Below are 15,717 nucleotides of genomic sequence, written 5' to 3' on the forward strand. Positions count from 1 at the left end.
GCCGTCTAACTTGAGCTAAGCTGCTCGAAAATTCTGAATCCAGCGACATAAGTACCAATCGCAGAACCCAATGTAGATAAAATAAAAATCAGCAAGATACGAGTTACCCGATTGCTCCACCAGCCTTTCAATGTGGTTGTGTCAGTTCTGAGTCGGTTAAAATCGCCAACTTTCGGCTTGCGCAAATAAGTTTCTACGGCGGCCACTACCATACCTGCGCCAATGGTTGGATTGAGTGATGTTAGCGGAGCTGCCAGAAAAGCGGTCAGAATCGAGAGCGGATGCGCAAAAGCTATCGCTGCACCAAGCGCCGAAAGTCCGCCATTGATCACTATCCAGCTAACGACCATAGCTGTTCCCAGTTCCGGGCTGCGCATAAAGCCAATAACAAATCCTGTAAGTATGAGTGCAACAATCAGCCATGGTATAAATTTGAGCCATTGCGAGGAAGGGGGAATAGTATCCAATTGTGCAATTCGCTCTTCCGGATGGGTGATGCTTTGTGTCTCAAGCTGCTGCGCCATGCCATTCAGGTGGCCGGCGCCGATCACTGCGAGGATATGCTGGTAGTTATTTTCTTTGCTTTCTTTGAGTAGGCGGGCGGACATATATTCATCGCGCTCACTGATGAGGGGATGAAATAGATCTTTTTCATTTTCGGCGAATTGTGAAAAAGAACTTTCCAGAACATCACCTTCTTTGAGTTTCTCAATTTCCTCGGCGCTGAATTTTTCTTTGCTGATGACACTGCCTATCAAACCGGCAAAAAGATTCATGCGCTTCCACCAGGGAACGTTGTGATAAATCCGTTTCATCGTTGTGCCGATTTCTCGATCTATCAATAAAACTGGTAATTTAGCATCTTGTGCATCTTTAATGGCGACACGCATTTCAGCGCCCGGCTCAATACCGAACTGTTCCGCCATACGCTGTTGGAAGGCGCCTAATGCGAGACTGGCAGCGACCATGCTGGCTTGTCCTTTTTTGATTACTTGGAATAGATCCATTTTAGCCATAGCGTCGGGGTTGACGATGACTTTGTGTCGGCTTGGGCACAATTCAACTGCCACCGCATCATAATTTCCCGTCGCAATTAACTCCTGCACCTTATCTGCGCTCGCTTTTGAGACATGCGCAGTTCCCAGTAATGTGATGCTGCAGTTGTTGACTTTAATGGTTTTGATTGGCTCAGCATGAATGCTAGATATGCCCGGTTCTTCAGTAGGTTGCTCTTCAATATTGACCATGGGTTATTGGATGAAAATAAATCATTAAGGAATGGCGGATGATACCAGTATTGCATAACAGTACAGTAGTTATCACGACGATAGCTAGAGTGGATGAAATTTGGGTAAGGTTGAGTGATGGAGCAAAAGCATTGGTAGATGTAAAGAGTTGTGGTATCGGTGTACAATTCAACAAAATAGATGGTAGTGTGATAGTTATTTGCACGCATAAATAAATACGAGGGAAAAGTAATTGTCATGAAGAAACTTTTTACTGTTGTTCTTTTTGCCGCAGCTATTATGTTGTCTGGTTGTGTGTCTTCATCAGAAAAACTTAATTCGCCTTATATATCACCCGCACAATTTCAGACTTATAGCTGCGCCGAATTATTGGCTGAGATTGAGCGAATTCAAGCTAGAGTCAGTCAGTTAACAGGTAAATCAAATGGCAATGCGTCGACCAATGATAAGTTGACGTTAGATGCAGATTTATCACTTTCATGGGCAGCGTTATTTGCGTTGGCGGGAACTAAAGAGCAAGAAGCTGAATATGCGCAACTTAAAAGTGAGTATGATGCGATACAACAATGGGCGGCTATTAAACAGTGTCCGGGTGTGATTCCTCCCGCTGAAAAACCTCCTGAATTTGATCCCGATCTGGTGGAGACAATTATACCAAATCCGGTCGCTAGTCAAAGGTAGCTGTGATGGAGCCGTGTGTTGTTGATAGAGGTTTGTGAAAATCGGCGATGCTGGGCAAGGTAGCGGGGTGTCCAAGCATGGGGGCTTTTGTGCACAAAATGATAACGTGCGACGTGATAACTGGGGTCAAAGCCATAGAAATTTAGTTGCATATGCTTAAGTTCATGATCACGGTAGCTCTGTAATGGCTTTTGCTGCTCGTCCGATTGGCGCTGATGTATTTTTTTTTGCAGGAGCGACGGGAAATCTAGGCGAGCTGCGAGTGTTTCTGCAATGCTCATTATTTTTTTTCTGAAATCTTCCGGATTTAAATTGAAGCAGTCATCAATCAGTCCAATATTTCTGGCTTCTGTGGCGCCGACAGGGAGGCGATTTTGTATCAATAATTTCGCATTCGATGAACTGACTCTCCGAGGTAATAAATAGGTCCAGTACTCCGAGCCGTAAAGGTTTCCCATGCTTTTATAATGCGGGTTCAGGATGATACTGGCGCGCGTAAAAATATAATCAGCAGCCAGTGATAAGAAGACTCCTCCAGCACCAGCATTGCCTTGCAGTGCTGCAATCGTGAGCTGTCGATTGCTAGTAATGATGGTTTGTACCAGATTGTTCATGGCATTGATATTGCACCAGGATTCATCGGCAGGGCTGGTGGCATTCTCGATATGATTGAGATGAATGCCGTTGCACCAGAAATCAGATCCGCCCATTAGCACGATAACGCGAACTTTGCGTTCAGTCGCCGCGAGATATGCATCTCGCAGGCGATCGCATTGCGTGGTATCCATAGCGCCGTTATAAAATACAAAGTGCAGGTAACCGACATCATTCTTCTGCTCAAACCAAATATCACGATAGGTTTCACTCAGCTTTACTGCAAAGGGGTCTGAGGGTATTTCGGGTACATCATCTAGGTGATTCTTTAAAACCATAGTAGCAGCCAGTTTAAAAGTCTGTTCAGTGCCATTTTTACGTTTCAAATGACCAATCCACACTGCGCCATCAATGGTAGCACGGCAAATCGCATTATTGCGTTTGGCTATGATGGTTCCTGGTTCACCAGTCAGTTTTTCTTCATGGTGGGCATCAAACAGATAATAAGATTCACCAAGCAGCGTATCGAGTACCCCAGGAAATCCATCGGCAGCATGAATTTTTCTTATAACAGTGAGTGTTGTGTCCTGTTGCCAGTCGATGCTACGATCAATTTGTCGGATCGGGCTATGTAAGCAGCCATGCACATCCGAATGTGAGTAATCCAATAGGGTGGGACGATATGATCTGGATAAAAAACGTTTTATTGCTGTCAGTGCTGCGCCGGTTGCAGCCTCAACGACTTCATGGCGATATAAGCTGCTTTTGCTGGCGTAGCGCAGCGGAAAAAATTCTGTTGCCCAGATATCACCGGCATCCATTTCAGCATTGGCTTGTAATACTGTTACTCCCCATTCTGATTGATTTTCCATGATGGCCCAATCCAGCGCGGATGGACCGCGATCTCCGACAATTCCCGGATGCACGATAAAACAGGTTAGTTTGCGCCAGATTGTTTCAGGGATGGCCCTTTTCAGAAAGGGCGCAATAATCAGATCAGGCTGAAACAGCTCGACAGCTTCACAGGTGACAGCATCGTTAATATCAAATTCAATTGAAATGTCGTGCCCGAGCTGGGTTAACTCAACAAACAAGCGTTGTGTCAGGCAGTTGAAGCTGTGTGTGAGGAATAGAATTTTCAATTTGCAAGGCTTAGCAGATACGCGGTAATTGCTCGCCGTTTAACCAATCAACGACACGTTTGCCACCAAAACGAGTTTGCATTTGCACAAAGCAATGCGTGTCTTCGATGATTTCACCCACTATGGCGGCATTTTTGCCCAGTGGGTGGGTTTGCATCACAGTTAGCAAATTTTCAGCATCCTCCGCTGCGCAGATTGCAATAAGCTTACCTTCATTGGCAATATACAATGGATCGAAGCCTAGAAATTCGCAGGCAGCTTGGACTTGTTCGTGAATAGGTAGTTTATTTTCATAGAGCATCATTCCTACCGATGATTGCTGTGCGATTTCGTTGAGTGCTGCGGCAACGCCGCCGCGCGTAGGGTCACGCAGTACGTGGATGTTTGGTGTTGCGCTGATCATTGTGGCGACCAGATCATGCAAGGCGGCGGTATCGGATTCAATGTTAGTTTGAAAAGACAAATTTTCACGCGACGCCATGACGGCGATACCGTGATCTCCCAAAGTGCCGGATACTAAAATTTTGTCGCCAGGCCGCGCATTCTCGCTGGAGATATTTATACCTTCCGGGACCATGCCAATTCCGGTTGTGGTGATGAATACACCGTCACCACTGCCTTTCTCTACCACCTTGGTATCACCGGTAACAATGGGTACTCTGGCTGCTTTTGTCGCTTGCGCCATGGAATCAACAATGCGCTTCAAATCAGCCAGCGGGAAACCTTCCTCCAGAATAAAGCTGGCAGCCAGATAACAAGGCTTGGCACCGGACATGGCGACGTCATTGATGGTGCCATGAATCGATAAGCTACCAATATCTCCGCCGGGGAAAAATAAGGGCGTTATCACATGGCTGTCAGTAGATATGACCATACGTCCATTAAAACCCGGAAAGCAAGCTTGATCATTCATTGGTCTTAAGAATTCATTATCGAACGCTGCAACAAACATCTGTTGAATCAACTGTGCCATCGAGCGACCACCGCCGCCATGGACCATCTCGATACAGCCATGTTTCAAGTCAAGCGCGCGCGTGTAACCAAATTTGACTTTTACTTTGTTGGGCATTAATTCTCCGATGTTGCAGGATGTGTATGATTTTTTTCGCGAAAGCGACCATAACTGTAATGAGCGGCGCAAGCGCCCTCCGAGGACACCATGCAGGAACCGATCGGGTTCTCGGGGGTGCAGACTGTTCCAAAAATTTTGCAATCTTGCGGCCGTTTGACTCCGCGTAAAATGGCGCCGCATTCGCAAGCTTTGTTGTCGGCGATCGATAGTGCTGGAATTTGAAAACGACATTCTGCATCAAAGTCGGCATAGCCTGATTTGATTTTTAGCGCGCTGTAGGGCACTAATCCCAGGCCGCGCCATTCGAAGACTCGACGCAATTCGAATACTTCAGCTACGAGTGATTGCGCTTTGATGTTTCCGGTTGGCAAAACTGCCCGAGTAAATTCGTTCTCAACTTCTGCGCGGCCTGAATTGATTTGGCGTATTAGCATCAGTATGGCTTGCATTACATCGAGAGGTTCGAAGCCTGCAATGACAACAGGTTTCTGAAATTCTTCGGCAAAATATTCGTAGGGGCGGCTGCCAATTACAACGGATACATGGGCTGGTCCGATAAAGCCATCTAATGGAACTACGCCAAATTCGCGGACTTCAGGTGACTGCAGAATATGGGAAATCGCTGAGGGTGTCAGGACGTGATTGCAAAATACCTTGAAATTATCCAGACCAAGCGCTTGTGCTTGTTTGATTGCAACAGCCGTCGGCGGTGTGGTGGTTTCAAATCCAATGGCAAAAAATACCACCTGATGTTGCGGATTCTCTTGTGCAATTTTTATCGCATCTGCGCTGGAGTAAATCATACGCACGTCTGCACCTCGTGCTTTTGCTTTCTGTAAACTTATGCCGCTTGCAGTGGGTATGCGCAACATATCACCGTAACTGCATAATATCAGATCCTTTGTCTGAGCCAGTTGGATTGCATTTTCCACGCGGCCCATAGGTAAAACGCATACTGGACAACCAGGGCCATGAATCATGTGCACATTGTCTGGTAATAGGTCGACTAGACCGAAACGCGAGATGGCGTGTGTATGGCCGCCACAAAATTCCATGAAATGGTAATGACGTAGAGGGTTTGCTTCAGCTGCGATATTGGTTGCGATGTTCTGTGCTAAAGTGCCTTCACGGAATTCATTAATGTATTTCATGTCGTGTTGTTCGCTTTATCGAATCAGGGGCTTCTGTTGATGGAGGAGATTTCAGCAAACATTGCTAGAGTCAGTTCTGCTTCTGCCGGGTCCAGTTTTTGTAGTGCAAAACCTGCATGTAAAATAATATAATCTCCAGGAACAATATCTTCGACGAGTGCCAGAGAGATTTCTTTGTGAATGCCGCTTATATTTACTAGCGCATGATTGTTAGCTGTCAATTGCTCAACGTAGGCAGGAATAGCGAGACACATACGCGTTTAATGTGAGTTTCTAGAAGCTGAAATTATGACATAATTAATCATTCCAACTAACGAATAGACTTGAAAAGTGATTTGGCTAAATTTTCTTAGATATTTCTTAAAAATTTTGATAATTGGATTGTTTGTCTTTTCAGTTATGCAAAATACTGTTCGAGCTGATAACGGAGTATGGATTGATGTAGATACGGCAGAACAAACATTGTTAGTGATGCAAGGCGATAGTGTTAAAGCAATTTTTGAGAATGTCGCCATTGGCCGTTATGGCACTACTTGGTCTAAGGTGACTAAAGATGACAAAACACCTCTGGGTAGATTTAGAGTCGGCTGGGTTAATGAGAAAAGCCGCTATTATCGTTTTTTTGGTCTTAATTATCCCAATCTTGACACGGCAAATCGTGCGTTGGAAGAAAATAGGATTGACGAAGAAACGTGGTTGTCAATCAAGCAAGCAAAAAGTAGAGGCAGAACACCTCCACAGGATACATCGCTTGGTGGGCATATCGGAATACATGGTATTGGAAGAGGCGATCAAGAAGTTCATCATAAATACAACTGGACAAATGGTTGTGTTGCGTTGACAAATGAGCAAATAGATCAGCTGGGTAAATGGATTAAACCTGGTATATGGGTGAACATCCGTTAGCAGTAGTATACCCAATTCATATGATTTTTATGACTTTGTTGTTAGCTGCTTGAGTTTAAACCTGCAGAAGAATATGCAATTTTATTATACGCTTAATGTATAACTTGTTGTGTTTGTAGCTAGGCTGTTGGTAAATTTGTCATAAAATCCATTTATTTTGCGAAAGAAATCGGATAAGATTCCAATGTGTTGCTGGTATTTTCTATCAGCAGCTAGTAAAGTTGTGGATATTTGTGCATATTGAATAGAATAAACAACTGAGGAGATCGGAATGAAAGGAAAAATTCAGCATCCAGTACGTATGTTAACACTGGCAGTAGTGGCAGGTGCTTTTATTGGATTGACGGGTTGTGCTACGACTGGTCAATTAGAAGAATTGCAAAATAAACATATCGCTGATATTGCTTCTGCGAAGGCTGATGCAGCTGCTGCTAAACAAGCTGCGGATGCTGCCAATGCAAAAGCAAATGATGCAGTGCGTATTGCAGACGAAGCAAACAGACGTTCATTGGATACAGAATCAAAAATAGATCGTATGTTTAAGAAAGCTATGCATAAATAATCAGTTAATTGTTATTGTATTCAAAAAACCCCTCTTTGGAGGGGTTTTTTTTATCATATTTATAATGGCTATGTAACAGTTTAACTGCTGATTTTTTCAGTGCCCTGATAATAAATGACTTTTTGATTGCATAAAACTACATAGCCAATTGATTATAAATAAACCATGTGATTCTATAAGTCATTTTCAATAATTAGTTGTGACATAGCCTTTATAATTATTAAACTGTCGCTTTGTGTGGTTGGCGTAGAAAGCGTGGAAAACTAATTAATGAGATTTCGTGTATGAAGTTGAGCTTGAGAACGGGAAATTAAAACGGGCATTCCGCTTTTTTCAAGTATTGCCTGTTTTAGGGTTTCTTGATCGATTTCAAAATCTCCGGGAATATTTCTTTTACTATTCTTTAGCAAAAGAAAGTCATTAATTGTGTTGATTACTATTTGTTGGTAGTTAGTATATTTTGATTCGTCTTCTTCCAGTGGTGGATGAAGTTCAATGAAAAGCGAATCTAATAACCAGCCAAGTTTAATGGGTTGATTGACCACTTGTACTTGTGTGCCGACCGGAACTTTGTCAAATAGCGCTTCAATGTCCTCTGGATACATTCGCACACATCCAGCTGAGACGCGCATTCCCACGCCAAATGGTTTGATAGTGCCATGTATTAGATAGCTACCACTACCAATACTTAATCTCAGGGCATGTCGCCCCAGTGGATTAGTCGGGCCTGGCGGTACTATGCTGGGGTAAGGCTGCTCACCATTTGCAATTCTGTCCATTTGGATCGATTTTGGAGGTATCCAGGTTGGGTCTTTCTTTTTTTCAATTATTCTGGAGATGCCTAAAGGCGTTATCCAATCCATTCTGCCGATCCCGACTGGGTGAGTAATGACAGTAGGCTTTTCCCCTTTTTTAGGCTCAGGAAAATAATAAATTCTCATTTCGGGCAGATTTAATACTAAACCCTTTCGTTCGGCCTGAGGAATAATGTAGCGGCTAGGTAGGATAACTGTAGTGCCATCTTCAGGTAACCAGCGGTCAACATCAGGATTGGCTAACAAAATCTCTATTTGACCAATATCATATAGTCGGGCTATATCAAGCAATGTTTCCGAACTACTAGCGTGCATGGTTCTTATTTGACCGAAAATATCAATGTCGGGTGGAGGAAGAGTCCATGTCTCGGCTCGAGCAAAAGTGATCGCAAAAAGAAAGGTTGTAGCAGAAAGAAGTAGATGAATTTTGTTCATGATCATGTCATAACAGCATCATTAAAATTAGTGAGGAAGTGAAATGATAACCGAAACTTTCTTATTAGTAATATAAAAAACGAGCGTAACTATGGGGCATTTACGAAATTTGACAATTGACGGAATCACTCAAGCTGTTTTATGTACTACCTGCTTGATTTGATAGATAATAGAATAGAATTTTTTCGACTCGATTTTGTATGATGTGTAAGTAATAGTGGTGTTTCACAAAAAACTTGTAAATTTTGTAGTTTTAACCTACAAATTCTGAACCTTAAAGTGTGAGAATTGCAAATATTGGTTCAAATATACCCTGCAGCTCGTATCGTACTTTAGGCTTGAGAAATATATAATTAAGTGAATTTCTTTAAGTATTTGTTATATAAAGTTATCATTTTTGTTGGTGGATGGAATAAATGCTAATTTAAGCCCGAGTAAGATATATAAGAGCTAGGGTTATAGTCAGAAAAACAACAGCAGTGTTGCTTGAATGCAACATCGTGATGGCTAAATTTATAAAATATGCTCGTTTTTCTTGCAGAATACTTATGTGTTCGGCACAATCAAATCAAACCCTCCGAGTCGGGGGGTCCGGACAAGCGGGGTGCATTCCACTGGAGTGTAGTAGGGCAAAAAAGGACGGCCCCAATCGTTTTAACATTAAAGGAGAACTTCCGTATGAAGAAGAAACTTATATCACTGGCAGTAGCTGGTGCACTTGCAGCCCCGATGGTTGTGTTAGCACAAGGAGTAGGAACGAATGTAACACTTTTTGGTAGTGTGCAAGCCGAGTATGCTACAGTCAACAAAGACGGTCAAAGCAGTCAAGCTCTCATTGGTGATGACACAGGCCGTTCAAGAATGGGGATGCATGTAACTGAGAATTTAGGCGGCGGCTTGAAAGCAAAAGCGCATGTTGAATATGGTTTTAGTACAGGTAGCGGTGCATTGGGTGTTGCACGGGAACGTTGGGTGGCGCTGGCAAACGATAGCTGGGGTGAAGTGAAATTTGGTCGTGTTCAATCACCATTTAAAGATTTCGCAGGCGGTATGACGATTGATCCATTTGCATACACAACTCTGCAAGCTGCAGGTAGCGGTGGTACCATGACTGCTTCTGCCAATGGCTTAGGTTCTGGTGCTCAAAGTTTTGTAAACAGCGCTGTTCGGTTTGATTCGCCACGGGTTGAAGGGTTTAGCTTTGCAGGTATATTAATGCCTGGCGATTCTAACCGATTAGATGCGGCAAATTTTATCTCTCCGACAGATACTTTTCAAGGAAGTCAATCAAATTCAGGTGGTGAAGATGGTGAATGGGACTTCCAAGTCGCAGGTAAATATGAAGCGCAAGTTGCAGGTCATAATCTAGGCTTATTCGGCGGATATTCTCGCGATAACCTGAGCACCCGACAAAGAACAACTCTACCTTTAACGAACAACGAGCATGTCTGGCGTGGTGGTGCACTGTGGAGTTTCCAAAACTTCAAACTCAGCGGTCAATATGAAAGAGTCGACAATGCAATAGGTGCAGCAACCTGTTCCAATGCTGCTGCTTTAGGTAATCCTGGCACTGGTGTCGGAGATACTCGTTCGCACTGTAACTCAGCGATGAATCTAGGCGGTGATGGTCATCTATGGTTTGCCAGCGGTCAGTATGATTGGGGTAATACTAGCTTTATCGCTCAAGGTGGTATGTCAGAAGCTAATGCAACCGCCACTGCAATTAGACGTGATATGAGTACCTTTACCGTTGGTCTGATACATAACCTCAGCAAACGGTCAAGTCTCTTTGGTGGCTATCAGCGCGGTATGATGGACGACAAAGCAGTTAATGGACTTAGAGATCATAACACCTATACTGTAGGTATGCGTCATAACTTCTAAACCAAGTTAATCTCGTAAAAAAGGCACCAAATGGTGCCTTTTTTATTGTCAGAAAGAAATATAATGAATCTTTATTGTTTGCTAAATATCGATTGATAATTATGGAGGATTTTCAAATATGAGTATGAAAAAGTGGACCGATGAAGAGCTGGTTTCTACACGAGATAATCTTGAGTCCTGGAACAAACGAAGCAATAGTTCTGGTTCTAAGATGTGGCTATTTACAGCCATATTAGGTGCATTTGCAGTTTCAACAGGTGTTGTATTTATTTTCTTTGATGGAATTGATGTATTGAGCATCTTGTTAATAATTATGGGTACTATTACGTGTGCATCATGGTATAAGAGTGAAAAGCAACGGAAAGATAATGTTGCTTTCCTGGGTGAAATTAATAGAGAAATTAAGTCTCGCAAGATTAAAGATGCGCCAAAATCCAAAAATAAAACAAATGTGCAGGCAAATGAAGTTGATTGTTCAGAATCAACAGATGTAGGGGGTACAGAATCACTTGCTGAAGTAAAGAGCCCAGAAAAAACAGAGGAAAAATCAGAAAAATAGCTTGTGCGTGAAGATGATCCAGCCATCAATGAAATCGATCGATTCATTATTTATGGAAGAGATCGTGCAAACAAAAGAGCATTGCCGATGGATGATTTAAATATGCAATTCGATTTAACGCAAAAAGATAAGCACATTTTTGTGACGTTATGTCAATTTTCATGGGTGCAAGGCGAACCATTGCCGCTTATTTTTGACGTGGAGAATGAAGTTTATTCAAGGCAAGGAATTACTCTGTCAGTATTAAAATATCTCGAGAGTATCGGCTTAATTGCATTTGAGAGTGGAGGCTTTGTGAAAAAAGGATTTGGAAAACATACGCGACTTTTTTATTGCGATAAGCCGACTAAAATAGGTTTCCAGAACAATGAGAATAATTTTTTGGACTTGGGACACGTGCTATTAACAGCGCGAGGTAAAGAGTTAGCTTTAACCATTCCAGCGATCAGAAATCAGCAGTTTTATGAATACGTCATTCGCAGTTGGTTTGAGCAAGGATTGGTTTTGTCATCAATACAAATTGACCGCAATTGGAAACCTGATATGGTTGGCCGCGTGTGTGCGATTAGAGTACCAGGATAGCGCGATAATCATTAACATTGGTATGTGTGGGGCCAGTAATGACTAAATCATTTAATTGCTGAAAAAACGTATAGGCATCGTTATTCGATAAAAACGATACAGGGTCCAAATTAAGTCTATTTGCGCGAATCAGAGAATCCGGTGTGATGAGTGCTCCAGCATTGTTTTCAGTCCCATCCAATCCATCCGTATCGCATGCCAATGCATATACTTTATCAAGCGCAGAGAGTTCGATTAATAATGACAATAGGAACTCGGAATTGCGCCCTCCTCGGCCATTCTCTTTCAAGGTGACAGTCGTTTCACCGCCCGATAATAGAGCCAAAGGCGGTCTTAGCATTTGCGGATATAGTTTTATTTCTCTGGCCAATGCGGCATAGCTTTTGGCAATTTCACGAGATTCTCCGGTTACTGTATCACCAAGTATTAAAGTATTGATCCCATGCTCTTGGAAATAATTTGCAGCCGCAACCAGGGATTGATGAGCATTTGCAATAATTCTGTTTTCGACTTGATTGAAGATGAGAGAGCCAGGCTTGGGTGTCTCAGCGATAACGCCTTCTTTGCCCTCCAATAGCATTTGTCGCACTATTGCCGGTACAACCAAATGATAGCGGTCAAGTACAGCAAGCGCGTCGGCAAACGTGGATGGATCGGGGGAACAGGGGCCGGAAGCGATATGGGTTACTTCATCACCGGTAACATCGGAAATAATTAAAGCCAGTATGGGAGCTTGGCACGCGGCAGCAAGCCTACCGCCTTGGATCGCGGATAAGTGTTTGCGGACAGTGTTAATTTCCTGGATACTTGCTCCGCAACGCAACAGCTGGTGGGTGACTGCTTGAAGATCTTGCAGTGAAATGCCTTCAATTGGTAAAGATAACAGACTGGATCCGCCGCCGCTGAACAAACAAAGTAATAGATCCCCGGATTCTAATGTTTGAACTGCTGCGAGAATTTCTTGCGCTGCTCGCTCACCATTTTCATCCGGTATCGGATGACCCGCTTCAACAACTTTGATTTTTTGTGTGGGTAATGTATGCCCGTAGCGAGTGACGACCAAACCATCAATCTGAGCAGCGGCAGGCCATGCATTCTCAACCACCATTGCCATTGCAGCAGATGCTTTGCCAGCGCCAATAACGAGTGTGCGACCTCGAGGGGGATGAGGAAGATGCAGCGGAATGATGTGATTAGGGTTGGCAGTTTTGACGGCTACTGCAAAGCTTTCCAGCAAATGATTGCACGGATTCATTTTACCAACATGGATTGTAGATAATGACCCGTAAAACTGTTTTTATTGCCTGCAATTGCTTCCGGCGTACCTTCTGCAATAATACATCCGCCACCATCTCCACCTTCCGGGCCTAAGTCAATAATCCAGTCGGCTGTTTTGATGACATCCAGGTTATGTTCGATGACTACCACAGTATTACCATGATCACGCAGTCTGTGTAATACTTTCAGCAGTAGATCGATATCCTGAAAATGTAGACCAGTCGTGGGTTCATCCAGAATATACAAGGTCCGGCCTGTGTCGCGCTTGGAAAGCTCCAGTGACAGTTTTACCCGCTGTGCCTCACCGCCGGAGAGTGTTGTGGCGGATTGTCCCAAGGTAATATAACCGAGGCCCACGTCCAGTAATGTATGTAATTTTCGCGCAACCACTGGTACTGAGCTGAAAAATTCAAATGCATTTTCCACGGTCAATTTCAGAATTTCATTGATATTATTGCCTTTATACTGAATCTCCAGGGTCTCGCGGTTATATCGATGGCCATGGCATACATCGCAGGTAACGTAGATATCTGGAAGGAAATGCATTTCTACTTTAATTACGCCATCACCTTGGCAAGCTTCGCATCGACCACCTTTGACATTGAATGAGAACCGGCCGGGCGCATAGCCGCGTTCGCGTGCTTGAGGTACGCCAGCAAACAATTCCCGGATCGGAGTGAACAGTCCGGTATAAGTTGCGGGATTGGAGCGCGGCGTACGACCAATCGGACTTTGATCCATATTGATGACTTTATCGAAGAAAGCCAGGCCTTCGATATGTTGATAGGGCGCCGGTTCAGCATTGCTGCCATAAAGATGGCGAGCTACTGTGCGATGTAGCGTTTCATTAATAAGCGTGGATTTGCCGGATCCCGAAACCCCTGTGACACAGACAAAGAGACCTATCGGGAGAGTCAGTGTAACGTTTTTTAGATTGTTTCCAGTGGCGCCATCAATTCGAAGCATTCGATCATCGGCGGGAGGGTGACGTTTTTCAGGTATCTTGATTGATAATTTTCCGACTAGATACTTGCCCGTCAGAGAAGCATTATTTTCCCGGATAGACTGTGGCGTACCTTGAGCAACAACGAGCCCGCCGTGTTCGCCGGCTCCCGGTCCCATATCCACAACATAGTCTGCAATCTGTATGGCATCTTGATCGTGTTCAACCACGATGACACTATTACCCAGATCACGTAGTTTTTTGAGTGTATCGAGCAGACGACCATTATCGCGTTGATGTAAACCGATGGAAGGTTCATCTAAAACGTACATGACGCCCGTTAGGCCGGAACCGATTTGACTGGCCAATCGGATACGTTGAGATTCACCGCCGGACAACGTATCCGCGGAGCGATCCAAAGATAAATAATCTAGCCCTACGTTGTTGAGAAATTGTAAGCGGTTGGAAATTTCCTTGATAATACGCTCAGCAATTGATTGCTTGTGACCCGATAACTCGATGTGATCAAAAAATTGCTTGGCTTTTTTTAGTGGAAAAGCGCTGATCTGGTAAATTGCCTGCCCTGCCACATGCACATGCCGCGCAGCCTGGCACAAGCGTGTACCCTGGCACTCTGGGCAAGTTTGCGCATTGAGATATTTGGCCAGTTCTTCCCGTACAGCTTGAGATTCGGTTTCTTTATAGCGACGTGTCAGGTTGGGAATGATCCCTTCAAAAGGGTGAGTTTCCTGCCGCTTGCGACCGCCTTCTGTCAGATAGGAGAAATGTATTTTATCTTTACCTGAACCATGCAGGATAATGTTGCGAATAGCTTCATCCAGTTTCTCAAATGGTGTCTCCAGATCAAAATGGTAATGTGTTGCGAGATTTTTTAGTAACTGAAAATAAAATTGATTGCGCTGGTCCCAGTTTTTTACCGCGCCGGCAGCCAGTGACAAGTGGGGGAATGCTACGACACGTGCTGGATCAAAGAAAGTGATTTGCCCCAAGCCATCGCATTTATTGCAGGCACCTAATGGATTGTTAAAAGAGAATAATCTGGGTTCCATTTCCGACAACGAGTAACTGCACACCGGGCAACTGAATTTGGCTGAAAACAGATGTTCATGGCAGTTATCTATCTCAATTGCCAAAGCGCGTCCATCGGAATGGCGTAACGCGACTTCGAATGATTCAGCAAGCCGTTGCTTAGCATCCGGGGAAATCTTCAAGCGATCAATTACCACTTCAATGGTATGTTTCTGAGTTTTCTGCAACTTTGGCAATGCATCGATTTCATAAACTTCGCCATCGATTCGCAAACGAACAAAACCTTGTGCACGCAGCTCATCAAACAACTCTACTTGCTCGCCCTTACGTTCCACGATTAACGGGGAAAGAATCATCAAACGTGTGTCGAGTGGTAGCTGTAACACATGATCTACCATTTGCGATACGCTTTGTGCGGTCAAAACAATATTATGTTCAGGGCAAAAAGGATCGCCCGCGCGAGCGAATAGCAAACGCAAATAATCATGAATTTCAGTGACCGTCCCTACCGTCGACCGTGGATTATGCGAGGTTGCCCTCTGTTCGATAGCGATTGCGGGAGAGAGTCCCTCGATCAAATCAACATCCGGTTTTTCCATCAATTGAAGGAATTGTCTTGCATAGGTCGAAAGAGATTCCACATATCGACGTTGGCCTTCCGCATAAAGCGTATCGAATGCAAGCGATGATTTGCCTGATCCTGATAGCCCGGTAATGACAACAAGCTTGTTACGCGGCAGATCAAGATGGATGTTTTTCAGATTGTGCGTGCGTGCACCGCGTATTTTTATGGATTCCATGAACTATCTATGTATG

Annotated in this window: 14 protein-coding genes; 6 read left to right on the plus strand and 8 right to left on the minus strand. The window is 43.9% G+C overall.

Translation table 11 applies throughout. The features are described 5' to 3' along the window. Positions 1-5 precede the first annotated feature (5 nt). Positions 6-1,247 carry a TraB/GumN family protein gene (locus K2Q13_RS03585; protein WP_292919291.1) on the minus strand — a complete coding sequence of 414 codons (1,242 nt, stop codon included), beginning with the start codon at positions 1,245-1,247 and terminating at the stop codon, positions 6-8. Between the two features lie 237 nt (positions 1,248-1,484). Here K2Q13_RS03585 and K2Q13_RS03590 point away from each other — a divergent pair, with 237 nt between their 5' ends. Beyond that, positions 1,485-1,928: a hypothetical protein gene (locus K2Q13_RS03590; protein ID WP_292919292.1), complete on the plus strand. Its 444-nt coding sequence runs from the start codon at positions 1,485-1,487 to the stop codon at positions 1,926-1,928. Here the strand turns inward: K2Q13_RS03590 and K2Q13_RS03595 are convergent. From K2Q13_RS03595 to K2Q13_RS03610, 4 genes are read right to left on the minus strand one after another with little or no spacing between them, the layout of a single operon-like run. Further along, positions 1,919-3,664 carry a hydrogenase maturation protein gene (locus K2Q13_RS03595; protein WP_292919293.1) on the minus strand — a complete coding sequence of 582 codons (1,746 nt, stop codon included), beginning with the start codon at positions 3,662-3,664 and terminating at the stop codon, positions 1,919-1,921. The two genes, K2Q13_RS03590 and K2Q13_RS03595, sit on opposite strands and share 10 nt — an antisense overlap. A gap of 10 nt (positions 3,665-3,674) precedes the next feature. After that, complete coding sequence (gene hypE, locus K2Q13_RS03600) at positions 3,675-4,733, minus strand: hydrogenase expression/formation protein HypE (RefSeq protein ID WP_292919294.1); 1,059 nt, start codon at positions 4,731-4,733, stop codon at positions 3,675-3,677. Continuing rightward, positions 4,733-5,887: a hydrogenase formation protein HypD gene (gene hypD / locus K2Q13_RS03605; protein WP_292919295.1), complete on the minus strand. Its 1,155-nt coding sequence runs from the start codon at positions 5,885-5,887 to the stop codon at positions 4,733-4,735. Before hypD ends, hypE begins: the two co-directional genes overlap by 1 nt. Positions 5,888-5,910: 23 nt before the next feature. Next, positions 5,911-6,141: a HypC/HybG/HupF family hydrogenase formation chaperone gene (locus tag K2Q13_RS03610; RefSeq protein WP_292919296.1), complete on the minus strand. Its 231-nt coding sequence runs from the start codon at positions 6,139-6,141 to the stop codon at positions 5,911-5,913. Between the two features lie 145 nt (positions 6,142-6,286). Between K2Q13_RS03610 and K2Q13_RS03615 the strand changes: the two genes are divergently transcribed. Continuing rightward, the gene (locus K2Q13_RS03615; RefSeq protein ID WP_292919297.1) at positions 6,287-6,793 is read left to right on the plus strand and encodes a L,D-transpeptidase; all 507 of its coding nucleotides are present in this window, start codon (positions 6,287-6,289) and stop codon (positions 6,791-6,793) included. A 271-nt stretch (positions 6,794-7,064) separates the two neighbouring features. After that, entirely contained in the window at positions 7,065-7,355 is a 291-nt protein-coding gene (locus K2Q13_RS03620; protein ID WP_292919298.1) for an Lpp/OprI family alanine-zipper lipoprotein, read from the plus strand. Between the two features lie 263 nt (positions 7,356-7,618). Here the strand turns inward: K2Q13_RS03620 and K2Q13_RS03625 are convergent, their stop codons facing one another. After that, positions 7,619-8,605 (minus strand): L,D-transpeptidase family protein, encoded by a 987-nt coding sequence (locus K2Q13_RS03625; protein ID WP_292919299.1) that lies wholly within the window; start codon positions 8,603-8,605, stop codon positions 7,619-7,621. A 678-nt stretch (positions 8,606-9,283) separates the two neighbouring features. Between K2Q13_RS03625 and K2Q13_RS03630 the strand changes: the two genes are divergently transcribed. The 3 genes from K2Q13_RS03630 to K2Q13_RS03640 all read left to right on the plus strand — a co-directional run bounded on the left by K2Q13_RS03630 (position 9,284) and on the right by K2Q13_RS03640 (position 11,630). Beyond that, positions 9,284-10,489 (plus strand): porin, encoded by a 1,206-nt coding sequence (locus tag K2Q13_RS03630; RefSeq protein ID WP_292919300.1) that lies wholly within the window; start codon positions 9,284-9,286, stop codon positions 10,487-10,489. Between the two features lie 118 nt (positions 10,490-10,607). Next, the gene (locus tag K2Q13_RS03635; RefSeq protein ID WP_292919301.1) at positions 10,608-11,048 is read left to right on the plus strand and encodes a hypothetical protein; all 441 of its coding nucleotides are present in this window, start codon (positions 10,608-10,610) and stop codon (positions 11,046-11,048) included. A gap of 3 nt (positions 11,049-11,051) precedes the next feature. Beyond that, on the plus strand, positions 11,052-11,630 hold the full coding sequence (locus K2Q13_RS03640; RefSeq protein WP_292919302.1) for a DUF2806 domain-containing protein: 579 nt from the start codon (positions 11,052-11,054) through the stop codon (positions 11,628-11,630). Here the strand turns inward: K2Q13_RS03640 and K2Q13_RS03645 are convergent. Further along, on the minus strand, positions 11,614-12,885 hold the full coding sequence (locus tag K2Q13_RS03645; protein WP_292919303.1) for a glycerate kinase: 1,272 nt from the start codon (positions 12,883-12,885) through the stop codon (positions 11,614-11,616). The genes K2Q13_RS03640 and K2Q13_RS03645 overlap by 17 nt on opposite strands. After that, positions 12,882-15,701 carry an excinuclease ABC subunit UvrA gene (uvrA, locus tag K2Q13_RS03650; RefSeq protein WP_292919304.1) on the minus strand — a complete coding sequence of 940 codons (2,820 nt, stop codon included), beginning with the start codon at positions 15,699-15,701 and terminating at the stop codon, positions 12,882-12,884. The genes K2Q13_RS03645 and uvrA overlap by 4 nt, the downstream gene beginning before the upstream one ends. Between the last annotated feature and the right edge of the window lie 16 nt (positions 15,702-15,717).

The sequence above is a fragment of the Nitrosomonas sp. genome (assembly GCF_019752095.1).
Taxonomy (GTDB): Bacteria; Pseudomonadota; Gammaproteobacteria; order Burkholderiales; family Nitrosomonadaceae; genus Nitrosomonas.